General features: G+C 60.0%; 11 protein-coding genes. 8 read left to right on the top strand and 3 right to left on the bottom strand.

Going from position 1 to position 12677, the window contains the following annotated elements; translation table 11 throughout:
- Positions 1 to 16: 16 nt before the first annotated feature.
- The 3 genes from FDY93_RS02655 (at position 17) to FDY93_RS02645 (ending at position 4114) form a co-directional block, all read left to right on the top strand.
- The gene (locus FDY93_RS02655; protein WP_138234208.1) at positions 17 to 1348 is read left to right on the top strand and encodes a type II toxin-antitoxin system HipA family toxin; all 1332 of its coding nucleotides are present in this window, start codon (positions 17 to 19) and stop codon (positions 1346 to 1348) included.
- Entirely contained in the window at positions 1345 to 1653 is a 309-nt protein-coding gene (locus FDY93_RS02650; RefSeq protein ID WP_138234207.1) for a helix-turn-helix transcriptional regulator, read from the top strand. Before FDY93_RS02655 ends, FDY93_RS02650 begins: the two co-directional genes overlap by 4 nt.
- A gap of 379 nt (positions 1654 to 2032) precedes the next feature.
- Positions 2033 to 4114, top strand: coding sequence for a S8 family peptidase (locus tag FDY93_RS02645; RefSeq protein ID WP_138234206.1), 2082 nt, complete (start codon positions 2033 to 2035; stop codon positions 4112 to 4114).
- 76 nt (positions 4115 to 4190) lie between these two features.
- Here the strand turns inward: FDY93_RS02645 and ahr are convergent, their stop codons facing one another.
- The gene (ahr, locus tag FDY93_RS02640; RefSeq protein WP_138234205.1) at positions 4191 to 5198 is read right to left on the bottom strand and encodes an NADPH-dependent aldehyde reductase Ahr; all 1008 of its coding nucleotides are present in this window, start codon (positions 5196 to 5198) and stop codon (positions 4191 to 4193) included.
- Between the two features lie 155 nt (positions 5199 to 5353).
- Here ahr and FDY93_RS02635 point away from each other — a divergent pair, with 155 nt between their 5' ends.
- The 5 genes from FDY93_RS02635 (at position 5354) to FDY93_RS02615 (ending at position 11134) form a co-directional block, all read left to right on the top strand.
- Complete coding sequence (locus FDY93_RS02635) at positions 5354 to 6610, top strand: sterol desaturase family protein (RefSeq protein WP_138234204.1); 1257 nt, start codon at positions 5354 to 5356, stop codon at positions 6608 to 6610.
- A 215-nt stretch (positions 6611 to 6825) separates the two neighbouring features.
- Positions 6826 to 7446, top strand: a complete 621-nt coding sequence (gene gmk / locus FDY93_RS02630; protein ID WP_138234203.1) for a guanylate kinase — start codon at positions 6826 to 6828, stop codon at positions 7444 to 7446.
- Positions 7447 to 7753: 307 nt separating this feature from the next.
- Positions 7754 to 8017, top strand: coding sequence for a DNA-directed RNA polymerase subunit omega (gene rpoZ / locus FDY93_RS02625; protein ID WP_138234202.1), 264 nt, complete (start codon positions 7754 to 7756; stop codon positions 8015 to 8017).
- Positions 8018 to 8075: 58 nt separating this feature from the next.
- Positions 8076 to 10193: a bifunctional GTP diphosphokinase/guanosine-3',5'-bis pyrophosphate 3'-pyrophosphohydrolase gene (gene spoT / locus FDY93_RS02620; RefSeq protein ID WP_138234201.1), complete on the top strand. Its 2118-nt coding sequence runs from the start codon at positions 8076 to 8078 to the stop codon at positions 10191 to 10193.
- Positions 10194 to 10750: 557 nt separating this feature from the next.
- A complete protein-coding gene (locus FDY93_RS02615; protein WP_105102516.1) occupies positions 10751 to 11134 on the top strand; it encodes a RidA family protein in 384 nt (127 codons plus the stop codon).
- A gap of 74 nt (positions 11135 to 11208) precedes the next feature.
- Here the strand turns inward: FDY93_RS02615 and FDY93_RS02610 are convergent, their stop codons facing one another.
- Both FDY93_RS02610 and FDY93_RS02605 read right to left on the bottom strand, forming a co-directional pair.
- Entirely contained in the window at positions 11209 to 12087 is an 879-nt protein-coding gene (locus tag FDY93_RS02610) for an NAD-dependent epimerase/dehydratase family protein (protein ID WP_138234200.1), read from the bottom strand.
- 219 nt (positions 12088 to 12306) lie between these two features.
- Positions 12307 to 12564 carry a GlsB/YeaQ/YmgE family stress response membrane protein gene (locus FDY93_RS02605; protein ID WP_138234199.1) on the bottom strand — a complete coding sequence of 86 codons (258 nt, stop codon included), beginning with the start codon at positions 12562 to 12564 and terminating at the stop codon, positions 12307 to 12309.
- Positions 12565 to 12677: the final 113 nt, after the last annotated feature.

Below are 12677 nucleotides of genomic sequence, written 5' to 3'. Positions count from 1 at the left end.
TGCTCAAAATGCGTTTATGAAATCACTGACGGTGCAAATACTCGTGGACGGCCAGTGGCAGGACGCCGCCGAACTGACTCTGTCCCAGCCGGAGCGGGGTGCCGCCAGCCCCACAACCCTGGGCTACAACCTCGACTACGCCCTGCGGTGGATGGAGCGGGACGATGAACACGCCTGCAGCCTCAACCAGCCGGTGGCGATAATGATCGCCCACGAAGCACCGCAATGGCTTCGCTTTCTCGAAGACATTGTTCCCTCCGGTGCAGCCCGGCGCTACTGGGTGAACTATCTCGGACTGCAAAGTGCAACGGCGGCACAACAGGACACAGCGCTGCTGGAGAAGGGCACCATAGCACCGGTGGGTAATCTACGAATCAAGGAAGCACTGCCTCCACGGCAGGAAGACAGCACCCTGCACTTGCGGCGCTTTAACGTGACGGATGTTATCGAACGGCACACGGATTTTCTCGAATATGCACAGCAAATGGGGGCCATCAGCGGCGGCGCTACCGGCGCCGGTGGCGAAGCGCCGAAATTGCTGCTGCGCTGCTCAAAAGAAAATGCCATCTGGATCGACACTTACCAGGATGACTTCACCAATTCCGACGAACACTACCTGGTGAAATTCCCGCGGGGTAATAGAGGCGTCGACGATTGCGACATCCTCCGCGCCGAATATCACTTCTACCACGAGCTGGAAGCGATGGGTGTGGAAACCATCGCCACAAAGAATATGCGGCTAATGGAAGGGGAGCGCTATCCGTCGCTGTGGCTACCCCGGTTTGATGTGTGCTGGCATGACGGTAAGTGGCAGCGATACGGGCTGGAATCCGTGTTATCGATACTCGATAAACCGGCGGGCAGTTACCTCAACCATTTTGACACTCTCGACACGCTGTGCGAACTGCTCGGCAAAAGAGGTGAAGATTTTGACCAGGAAGCCTTCGTCTGCGAATGGATTAAACGCGACCTGCTCAATATTGCCTTCGCAAATTCAGACAACCACGGACGCAATACTGCTTTTATTAAAAACAACGGCTCGATACGACTGTCACCAATTTATGACTTTGCCCCCATGAAAGCAGACCCGGAAGGCATTACCCGAACCATGACCTGGGGAAGTCCCTACGAGGAGGGGGGAGAATATCACTGGGAGAAAATTGCGGAAAAACTGGGTTCACGATGCCCCCCACAAAAGATACTGCAAACACTGCGGCAAACGGCCGGACAACTGCAGGGGTTGAAAGGCCGGCTGCAACGGCGGGGGGTGCCCGAGCGGATTTTATCCATGCCCGCGGTTGGGTTCGATTTTCTGGATCAAAAACTGAAACGCTGGGACCTGATATGATCCTCAACGCAGAACAGAGACAAGCCCTTCTGATCGAATTGCTGACGAACTACATGTTGGGAAAACTTACCCAAGGACAACTACTGCAGTATTTACGCAAGGAAATACTCGGCCTCAACCAAACTCAGTACGCCGAACTCGTCAATATAAGCCGACGAACACTCTCGGACCTGGAGCGGGACAAGAGCAGCCCCGCGAATACGGTTATCAATAAAGTATTCAAGCCCTTCGGCTTGCGGGCGGGCCTGGTACCTATACACACCCACGTGGTGCAAAAACTTCTGACACAGCAAGTGAAGCAATAAATTCAACAACCCGCTGCTATCTTGCACAGGTCATCCTTGCGCCCACCACGCCCGCGCGGCTTTCCTGTTTTTACTCCGCTTTATCTCAGCCAGATGAAAACTCTTTGTGCGCCACCCGCGGAGACTTCCGTCACAGACCCAAACCCACCTAAAACGCGCGTACCAAGTAAATCCTGATTTTGGCGCAAATTCCAAAGAGTTGTCCCAATTTTCAATTGCGGGCGCAACCATCTTCCTCGTTAAACCATTACCTCGAAACGTTGATACAACAAAATTGTACTTGGCATTCGGGGCCTACTGCCCAGGAGTTCCGCAGTGTGGTTGACGACGGCTCTACCCAGCTCCGTCGATAAAAATAATTATGGAGAAATTCGCAACAATGAAATTTTCAGCATTATTGAAACAGCGACCCGGCGCCGTGCTCGGCGCAGCAACACTGTTGTTCAGTGCCACTTTCGGCATGAGTTTCACTGCGCAGGCGGTGGAACCGGAGCTGTCCGCTATGGCGGTGGCGCCGGACGAAGTGGTGACAGACCGCATCATCGTGAAATACAAGAGCACCATGGCGGGTGCCAATGCGATGTCCATGTCGCAGACCGCAATGGACCGTATTGCGCAAACCGCAGGGCACCGCGTCACACATATGCGCCGTCTCGCCACCGGGGCACAGTTGATGAAGCTGGAGCAGCGCACCAGTAAAGCGGAACTCGATGCCATTATCGCGCGCCTGCAGCAGGACCCGCAGGTGGAATACGCCGAACCCGACCGTTTGATGCAACCCATGGCTGTCCCCAACGACACCAACTACAACCAGCAGTGGCATTACTTTGAAGCCACCGGCGGCCTGAACCTGCCGACCGCCTGGGATGTGACTCAGGGAGAAGGCGTGGTAGTGGGAGTAATCGACACCGGTTACCGCCCGCACGCGGACCTGAACGCCAATATCCTGCCGGGTTACGACATGATCTCCGACACCACGGTAGCCCAGGATGGAAACGGTCGCGACTCCGATGCCAGTGATCCTGGCGACTGGTCTCCCGCCGGTGCTTGTGGCGCCGGGCAACCCGCGCGCAACAGCAGTTGGCACGGCACCCACGTGGCCGGCACCATTGCCGCTGTGACCAACAACGGCACCGGTGTGGCGGGTGTGGCGTATAAATCCAAGATTGTGCCTATTCGGGTGCTGGGCCGCTGCGGCGGTTACACTTCGGATATTGCCGACGGCATAATCTGGGGCGCTGGCGGTAGCGTCAGCGGTGTGCCGGCCAACCAGAATCCCGCGCAGGTTCTTAACCTGAGCCTCGGCGGCAGCGGCAGCTGTGACACCACCACCCAAAACGCCATCAATACTGCTCGCAGTCTAGGTACCACCGTGGTAGTAGCCGCGGGCAACTCCAACGCCAATGCCGGCAACTACAGTCCCGCCAGCTGTTCCGGTGTCATTTCCGTGGCGTCCACCAACCGCGCCGGCAGCCGCGCCTATTACTCCAACTACGGCAGCGTGGTGGATGTGGCGGCACCGGGCGGTGAAACCTCAGTGAGCTCCAACGGCGTGCTGTCCACCCTCAACAGTGGCAGTCAGGGCCCAGGTAGTGACAGCTATGCCTTCTACCAGGGCACCAGTATGGCCGCGCCGCATGTGGCCGGTGCCGCCGCACTGCTGTACGCAGTGGATAGCGGCATCACACCGAGCGACGTGGAGTCCATCCTGAAGAACACCGCGCGCAGCTTTCCCGGCACCTGCAACCAGTGCGGCTCCGGTATCGTGGATGCCTCCGCAGCGGTCGCGGCAGCCAACGGTGGCGGCGGCAGTGATCCGGAACCCGGCGACGGCGAACTCACCAACGGCGTCGCGGTGACCGGCCTTTCCGCCAGCAGTGGACAGGCCCTGTACTTCACGCTTGAAGTGCCGGCCGGCGCCAGCAACCTCAGCTTCTCTATCTCCGGTGGCAGCGGCGATGCGGACCTGTATGTGCGCTATGCCAGCCAGCCCACCACCGGCAGTTACGATTGCCGCCCCTATCTGAATGGCAACAACGAAACCTGCAATATCAGCAATGTGCAGGCGGGGACTTACCACGTGATGCTGCAGGCCTACAGCAGCTTCTCCGGCGTCAGCCTTACGGGCAGCTTTGACGAGGGCGGCAGTGGCGGTGGCGCCACAGGCTGGACCGAAAGCAACCTCTCGGGCGCTTCGGGGTCCTGGCAGCACTTCACTCTGGATGTGAACAGCGGCATGGCGGCGCTGGAAGTACTGATGAGCGGCGGCAGTGGCGACGGCGACCTGTACGTACGGTACGGCGCACAACCCACCACCAGCAGCTACAACTGCCGCCCCTACCGCAACGGCAATAACGAGAGCTGCAGTTTCAGCAATCCACAGGCCGGCACCTGGTATATCAGTATCCGCGGTTACAGCGCCTATTCAGGCGTCACACTGCAGGCGGAAGCCGCGCCCTGATCGCGAACCGATCCGCTCGATTCCAAACTAATTCACCTCTTCCTTTCTGGCCGGCATCCGCCGGCCTTTTTACTGCTTACTTTCCCGCTTCCAGAACGATGCGATAGCGCGCTTTGCCGCTCTCCAGCCGCTCGAACGCTTCGTTTACCGCACTCATGGGAAAGTGCTCCACTTTTGGCGCGATCCCGTGGCGGGCGGCAAATTCGAGCATATCCGCAATGGTGGCGGGGCTGCCCACGGGCGAACCCGAGACCTGGCGTTGGGTCATCAGCAGATTGAACACATTGAGATCCAGCGGCGCGGTGGTGGCACCGACAAAGTGCAGGCGACCGCGGGGCCTCAGCGTGGCGAGGTAAGTGTTCCAGTCCAGCTTCACGTTCACGGTGGAGATAATCAGGTCAAAACTGCCGGCGGCGGCCTTCAACGCTTTGGGATCGCGACTGTCCAGCGTGTGGTGCGCCCCCAGTGACAGCGCCTCGTCGCGTTTGCTGTCGCTTGAGGTAAACGCCGTCACTTCACAACCCCAGGCATTCAGGAACTGCAGGGCGAGATGGCCGAGGCCGCCAATGCCAATGACGCCGGCGCGGCTGTTGGGTTTGATGTCGAACTGCACCAACGGGTTGTACACGGTGATGCCCGCGCAGAAGAGCGGGCCGACCACTTTCGGGTCGAGCCCCTCGGGGATCGGCACCACACTGCTGGCACTGGCGCGCACCCTGTCAGCAAAGCCACCGTGGTGGCCGATGATGGTGGGCTGAGCCTGAGAGCAGAGATTTTGATTGCCGGTGTCGCACTCGCCACAGTGGCCGCAGAATCCAGCGTGCCAGCCGAGCCCGACACGCTGGTCTTTCTTCAGGTGGCTAACGCCGTCGCCCAGTGCCGCGATACGGCCCACCACCTCGTGCCCGGGCACAACAGGAAAGGCGGTCATGCCCCATTCGTCATTCACCACGCTCACATCACTGTGGCAGAGGCCGCAGTACTCCACCGCGATTTCCACCTGGCCGGGGGGAAGGCTGCCCGGGTCATAGCTGAAGGGCTTGAGCTCGGCACCGGCGCTGTCGGCGGCGTAGGCGTTGATCATGGTGACTCCCATTTGTGTTGGCGGTGAATAGGTGACAATAGCGTACGGATTTCGGAATCCGGTCTCCGCTGGACATTGTTCACGTCGCGGCCTGTGGCAACATTACCCGCGAGGTCAAAACAACGATAACGATATAGACAATTTCCGAGGTGTCCGTGGGACTCGTTACCGCCGCCATTCCATTTTTCCTGCTCGCCGTACTGATTGAACTGGCACTGGACCGCTGGCGCGGCTGGGGCCTGTACCGGCTGAACGACGCCATCGGCAGTCTCGGCGCCGGCATACTCAGCCGCATCCTCGGTCTGGTGCGGGCGGGCATCCTGGTGCTGTTCTACATTCCCCTGTACCAATGGCTGGAACCCGTCTACCGGCAGCTCGGTATCAGCTGGTCCCTCGACAACCCCTGGCACCTGCTGCTGGCCGTGATCGCGTACGACTTCTGTTACTACTGGAAGCACCGCGTCAGTCACGAAATCAATATCTTCTGGGCGGAGCATCTGGTGCACCACCAGAGTGAGGACTACAACCTCACCACCGCGCTGCGCCAGTCCAGCGACCTGGTGCCGCTGGGCTGGATCTTCTACCTGCCGCTGCTGTTGATCGGCCTGCCGTGGGAACTGCTGGTCACCGCCGGCGCCATCGACCTGATCTACCAGTTCTGGGTGCACACCCAGAAGATTCCCGCTTTTAAAAGAGGGATGCGCTGGATGGAATGGATCCTCGTCACCCCCTCCAACCACCGGGTGCACCACGCCCAGAACAAGGTGTATGTGGACCGCAATTACGGCGGCGTGCTGATTATTTGGGATCGCCTGTTCGGCACATACCAGGAGGAGCTGGACGAGGAACCCTGCATCTATGGCGTGCGCAAACCGCTGAACAGCTTTGATCCGCTCGCCGCCAACCTGCAGCACTTCAAGCGCATGTGGCTCGACGCGGTGTACACCAAAAGCTGGAAGGAAAAACTTACCCTGTGGTTCCGCGCCACCGGTTACCGCCCCGCGGATGCAGAGGCGGCGATGCCGGTGCCCAGTTGCGATCTGGCCAATTTCCAGCGCTACGACCCCAAGGTCGCCCGCGGCCTGCGCTGGTATGCGCTGGCGCAGCACCTGGTTTATTCCATCGCCACGCTCGCGCTGCTGCAGTACGGCAAAACCCTGGACTACGCCACCACCGCGCTGCTGGTGCTGATGCTGGTGGCGGGGCTGGTGGTGAACGGGCGTATTCTGGATGGCGAAGTGCGCACCCGCTTGTGGGAACCGGGCCGGCTGGGCGCGCTGCTGGCCGCGCTGCCGCTGTTGCCCCAGGCGACCTGGGCCGCGGTTGCCGGCTATTGTGTGGCCAGCGCCGCGCTCTGGTGGTGGTTGGTTTTTAATGGCAAAGGCGATACAGTCGCCTCCGTTAGTCATTAACGTTAGGAATCCGCTGTAGCCCGCACTTTTGCTGAGTCCGGGTTGAGTTTCCGCAGGCACTCCCGGCCGGCTTCAGCCACCTGTCTCCCCGTGACAGGTGGCTGAAAAAGCCCAACACTTTTGCCCCCAGCACCGGTCGGGGGACTGCCTGTCTCGCATCCGTTATACTCCCCGCCAATCTGTTCCCACTCACTACCACTGCAGCAAGGTTCGCCGTGTCCACAGGTACTCTTTATACGGTCTCTGCGCCCTCCGGCGCCGGTAAAACCAGCCTCGTGAAAGCGCTGATCGAGGCCGACACCCAGGTCACCGTATCCGTGTCCCACACCACCCGGCCCATGCGTCCGGGTGAGATCGAGGGCATCAACTATCATTTCGTGAGTCGCGACGAGTTCGTGCACATGCTCGGTGAAAGCGCGTTTCTGGAACACGCCCAGGTATTCGAGAATTTCTACGGCACCTCCAGGGCCTGGGTGGATGAAACCCTGGCCAGCGGTCGCGATGTGATCCTGGAAATCGACTGGCAGGGCGCGGCGCAGGTGCGCCGGCTGATGCCGGAGACGGTAGGCATATTCATTCTGCCGCCGTCGCAGCAGGCACTGCTGGAGCGCCTGACCGGGCGCGGCCAGGACGATCAGGCGGTGATCGACAAGCGCATGGCGCAGGCGATCAACGAAATGTCCCACTATGTGGAGACGGATTACTTGGTCATCAACGACGACTTCACCACCGCGCTGGCCGAACTGCGCGCCATCATGGTGGCGGAGCGCCAGCGGCTGGTGCGGCAGCAGGAGCGGCACAGTGCGTTGCTGCAGTCGCTGTTACGGACGCAGTAAGCCACCCGTTCTAAACGTATTCCGTGGCGGCGGCGCTACCGGGTATAGGTTTGTGAGACACGGGCTAGGCGCCCCCCCTCAACCCATCCATGGGGGCTCTTCCGCGAGGTCCCTCTCGCGGAAGGTCTCACAAACCTATACCCGGCATCGCCACCTTCGCATCTTGATCCGTGCACTGTTCGATTTGCGTACACCGCGCGGTCCGGTAGAATAGCTACCCCCAATCCATCCGGGTCTAAACCCGGCGGACGACAGAATTCGCTCTTTCTCGCCCACCCGGGCGTACCCACACTGGAACAGAAGATTTATGGCACGTATTACCGTTGAAGATTGCCTCGACCACGTAGACAACCGCTTTGAACTGGTGATTGTCGGCAGCAAGCGCGCCCGCCAGATCGCCACCGGCGGCCGCGACCCGTTTGTACCGGAAGAAAACGACAAGCCCACCGTGATCGCCCTGCGCGAAATCGAAGAGGGCTTCGTGGACGCCAGCATCCTCGACGAGCCGGAAGAAGAGCCAGTCCGCCGAGCCGCGCCGGCACCTGTATTCCTGTCCGAGCAGGACCTGTAATCCGGTTACCGACGTATTGATGCAGGATTTGCAGGAAATCTAAGAGGCGAGCGCGGCTTTGCATACTATCGACAGTCTGGCCCATCGCCTCTCGTCCTATCTTCCGCCCGATCAGATCCAGTTCGTCCGCCGCGCGTACTTCTATGCGGAACAGGCCCACGACGGCCAGACGCGGCGCTCTGGTGAACCCTACATTACCCATCCCCTCGCCGTCGCCACCATCCTGGCGGGCATGCACATGGACGCCCAGAGTCTGGCCGCGGCCATGCTGCACGACGTGATCGAAGACACCGGCATCCCCAAGGCGGCACTGGCGGAACAGTTCGGCGACGAGGTGGCGGACCTGGTGGACGGGGTCTCCAAGCTCACCCAGTTCGAAACCGACAGCCCGGCGGAAAAACAGGCGGAGAACTTCCAGAAAATGGCGCTGGCCATGGCGCGGGATATCCGCGTAATTCTGGTCAAGCTCGCCGACCGTTTGCACAACATGCGCACCCTCGGCTCGCTGAAACCGGAAAAGCGCGCGCGCATCGCCCGCGAAACCCTGGAAATCTACGCGCCCATCGCCAATCGCCTGGGTATGAACGATGTGCGCATCGAGTTCGAGGACCGCGCCTTTTTCGCCATCTACCCGCTGCGCGCCAGCCGCCTGCGCGCCGCGCTGGTGGCCGCACGCGGCAACCGCAAGGAACTGCTGGAAAAGATCCAGAACGCCATCGAGCTGCGCCTGGAGCGGGAAAATATCGATGCGCTGGTAATCGGGCGCGAGAAGCACCTGTTCAGCATTTATCAAAAGATGCGCTCGAAGAAGAAGTCGTTCAAGGAAATCATGGACGTCTACGCCTTCCGCATCATCGTCGACAGCGTGGATACCTGTTATCGCACCTTCGGCGTTATCCACAACTTGTACAAGCCGGTGATCAGCGAGTTCAAGGACTATATCGCCATCCCCAAATCCAATGGTTATCAGTCCTTGCACACGGTGTTGCTGGGCATGCACGGGGTGCCGATCGAGGTGCAGATCCGCACCAAGGAAATGGACGAGATGGCCAACAGCGGCATCGCCGCCCACTGGCTGTACAAGTCCTCCGGGGATGAGGTGTTGAACACCGGCGGCACCAGCCAGGTGCGCGCGCGCCGCTGGGTACAGGGCCTGCTGGAGATGCAGCAGCGCGCCGGCGACTCGCTGGAGTTTATCGAAAACGTGAAGATCGACCTCTTCCCGGACGAGGTCTATGTATTCACGCCCAAAGGCAAAATCATCGACCTGCCCGCCGGCGCCACCGCGGTGGACTTTGCCTACTCGGTGCACACCGATATCGGCAACTCCTGTGTCGCGGTGCGCATCAACCAGCGCCTGGCACCGCTGTCGCAGCCGCTGGAGAGCGGCCAAAAGGTGGAAATTCTCACCAGCAAGAATGTGCAGCCAAACCCCAACTGGCTCAACTTTGTGGTCACCGCCAAGGCGCGCAGCGCCATCCGTCATTTCCTCAAACACCAGCGCCACCACGACTCCATCGCTCTGGGACGGCGGTTGCTGGAAAAGGCGCTGGTGAAGTTCCACTTCAAAATCACCGATCTTACGGAAGAGCAGATCCAGCGCGGAGTAAAAGAGGCGCGCTGCGAGAGCTTTGACAACCTGCTGGAAGAAATCGGCCTCGGCAACCGCGCCGCCTTCTCCGCCGCCAAGCTACTGGTACCGCCGGGCACCACGGAAACCGAAGCCAGCCATATCTCGTCGCCGCTGACCATCGACGCCCAGGAGGGCATGATGATCAGTTTCGCCCGCTGCTGCCGGCCGATTCCAGGCGATACCATCATGGGCCATATCAGTTCCGGCAAGGGTGTGGTGGTGCACCGCGATACCTGCCGCAATGCGGCGGAGTTGCGCGAGCACCCGGAAAATATTATGGCGGTGAACTGGTCGCCGGATGTGAAGGGGGATTTCCTCGGTGATGTGCGGGTGGAAGTCGAATCCGAGCGCGGCATCATCGCGCGCCTGGCGACGCGTATCACGGAGGAGGGCGCCAGCATCGAACAGATCCATGTGGACGAGAAGGATGCTCAGCACAGCGTGATCTCCCTCACTCTGGAGGTCACCAACCGGGTGCACCTGGCGCGGGTGATGAAACGTCTGCGCAACCTGCCCGCGGTTCTGAAGATCGCTCGTCCGTAAATACGCATTTACCCGGTGACGGTTTGACGGGCCAGTTAATACTAAAATCTCAGAATCGAAGGCACTGATGCCGGGGACTGCTCGCGGGACCGTCTGCGGCCTGGATGGCCGCAGCCGAGCCCCCATGGATGGGTTGAGGGGGGGCGCCTAGCTCGTGTCCCGCGAGCAGTCACCGGTAGCAGTGCCGCCACAGATATCACTACGAAGCGCCCGCGCTCAGCTACGGAGCACCCGGAGCCTGCGGTCACACAAGTGGTCGGATAGCCCGGCCCGCCACCGGTGCCCACCCGCCAAACAACCTGTCGGCAATCGTTTGTCGGGTGGGCACCGGTGACGGGCCTCATTTGTGGCTTCTGAATTGTGGTTGCTGGCGGATGGTGGTTGCGGAGGTTTTGTTAAATTCGGAAGGGATTTGCACAATTTTTTCTGGATTGTGGATGGGTTCGCATATCGTTTCCGACTGCCTCACATTTCTCCCCAATCGGCTTAAACCGCGCTATATTCTCCCGCTTTCTTTTTCAGCAAGCAGGCCCCGCAGGGCCCGGAGAAGTAACCCCATGCCCAATCGCGCCGTGATAAAGACCGATAAGGCACCGGCCGCCATCGGCAGCTACTCGCAAGCCGTCAAAGTCGACAACACCATCTACTTGTCCGGCCAGATTCCACTGGTGCCGGAAACCATGGAGCTCGTCTCCGAGGACTTCCGCGAGCAGGCCCTGCAGGTGTTCAAGAACCTGCGGGCGGTATGCGAAGCGGCCAACGGCTCGCTGGACCACATCGTCAAACTGAACCTGTACCTCACCGATCTGAGCAACTTCGCCACCGTCAATGAAGTGATGGACGAGCTGTTCACCAAGCCCTTCCCGGCGCGCGCTGCGGTAGGTGTCAGCCAGCTGCCGCGGGGGGCGCAGTTTGAAGCCGAAGCGGTGATGGTGATCTGAGCAGGAGGTCGCGCGCGCTTTGAACAAGCGGCGCGCTGCGTGGATTTCGGGGAAGATGGCTCCGCGGAAGCCTGTCAGTCGTTTTCCAGCAGGGTGCTATAGCCCGCGCGATAATCGGGATACAGCATTTCATAACCACTTTCCAGCATGCGCTTGTTGCTCAGCTTCTTCGAGCGGCGTTCGCTGGTGGGCACTTCTTCGCGTAGATGTGCGCTGGTATATCCCATGGATTTGGCCAGCCAGCTCTGGAGTTCGTACATGGGCACCGGCGTGCAGTCGGCACCGATATACAGTTTTTCAATGGCGCGGCCGCTTTTCTGATTCTCGATCAGATGGGCCAGAAAACCCACCGCATCATCCACATGAATCCGGTTGCTGTATTGCGGCGGCGAGGGCGGTGCGCAGCGGCCGGCGCGCACTTGCGAAAGCAGGCGATCGCGGCCGGGGCCGTATATGCCGGCGAAACGCACGACACAGGTTTCCACCACACTCTGTTGAATGATCTTTTCCGCCGCCAGCAATGCTTCGCCCTGGTAACTGCTGGGCAGCGGTTGTGAGCGCTCGTCCAGCCACTGATCGCCGCTCTGGCCGTAAACACGGGACGAGGAAATCCACAGCAGCAGACGCGGTGGCTTTTGCATATCCGCAAGGGCCTGGCGCATGGCGCTGGCGGTTTCCACATAGGCGCGTTGATATGCCTGCGGCGTGCTGGCGCCGGGGGTAAAGGTTGCGATGACCACATCCGCACCCCCATCGAGATGCCTGTGGATGTCTTCCGCCCGGGTAGCGTCGCCGCGGCGCCAGTTGACGACGTCTGCCCGGCGCTTGCGTGCCAGCGCCTGCAGCGGATTGCGTCGCACGCCAAATACGTCGTACGCCTTGCGATCCAGCTTCAATGCCAGACGAGTCCCCAGATCGCCGCAGCCGAAGATCCAGACTTTTTCCTTTGCCATAACCGCTTGAATAAACCCCCAGGTCCGAACGTCGGCCCCAATATGTCCGGTGCCGCAATCGCTCCGGCACCCTTTTCTAAGTTGAATGTGAGAACAATTTGTGAATTATTGCGAATACTCAGTCAGCAAACCCATTTATAACCTGTTTGCTCATCGCAATCTGTGAACGAGGCCCACAGCGCGCCGTGGGCCTCTGCACTCGGTATTCCGATTCCGCAGTCAGCTGCGCGACTTCACCATCCTGTAGATAAACAGCAGGATGACGGCACCGATCACTGCAGTGATGATATCGCCAAGCGCAAAGCCGGTGACAGGTCCGCCGATACCAACCAGCGAGCCGAGCCAACCGCCGATGATCGCACCGACAATGCCGATGATGATCGTGACAATCCAGCCGCCCGGGTCCGGACCCGGCATGATCCACTTGGCCAGCGCGCCCGCGATCAGGCCGAGAATTATCCAAGACAAGATTCCCATAGCGATTCTCCGCTTTGTGTGTATTGAACACTTGCCCTTTAACGTATAGCAAATAAAGCGCCACACCACTGCGAAGAGCGAAAGTTAATAGCAAAAATTACTAACTATAAAGC

This window comes from Microbulbifer harenosus (assembly GCF_005771435.1).
In the GTDB taxonomy this organism is placed as follows: domain Bacteria; phylum Pseudomonadota; class Gammaproteobacteria; order Pseudomonadales; family Cellvibrionaceae; genus Microbulbifer; species Microbulbifer harenosus.
This window is presented reverse-complemented; position numbering and strand designations above follow the sequence as displayed.

Coding starts and splice junctions, on each gene's coding strand:
- FDY93_RS02655 (WP_138234208.1), top strand. CDS start 17: ATGAAATCACTGACGGTGCAAATACTCGTGGACGGCCAGTGGCAGGAC.
- FDY93_RS02650 (WP_138234207.1), top strand. CDS start 1,345: ATGATCCTCAACGCAGAACAGAGACAAGCCCTTCTGATCGAATTGCTG.
- FDY93_RS02645 (WP_138234206.1), top strand. CDS start 2,033: ATGAAATTTTCAGCATTATTGAAACAGCGACCCGGCGCCGTGCTCGGC.
- ahr (WP_138234205.1), bottom strand. CDS start 5,198: ATGATCAACGCCTACGCCGCCGACAGCGCCGGTGCCGAGCTCAAGCCC.
- rpoZ (WP_138234202.1), top strand. CDS start 7,754: ATGGCACGTATTACCGTTGAAGATTGCCTCGACCACGTAGACAACCGC.
- FDY93_RS02615 (WP_105102516.1), top strand. CDS start 10,751: ATGCCCAATCGCGCCGTGATAAAGACCGATAAGGCACCGGCCGCCATC.
- FDY93_RS02610 (WP_138234200.1), bottom strand. CDS start 12,087: ATGGCAAAGGAAAAAGTCTGGATCTTCGGCTGCGGCGATCTGGGGACT.
- FDY93_RS02605 (WP_138234199.1), bottom strand. CDS start 12,564: ATGGGAATCTTGTCTTGGATAATTCTCGGCCTGATCGCGGGCGCGCTG.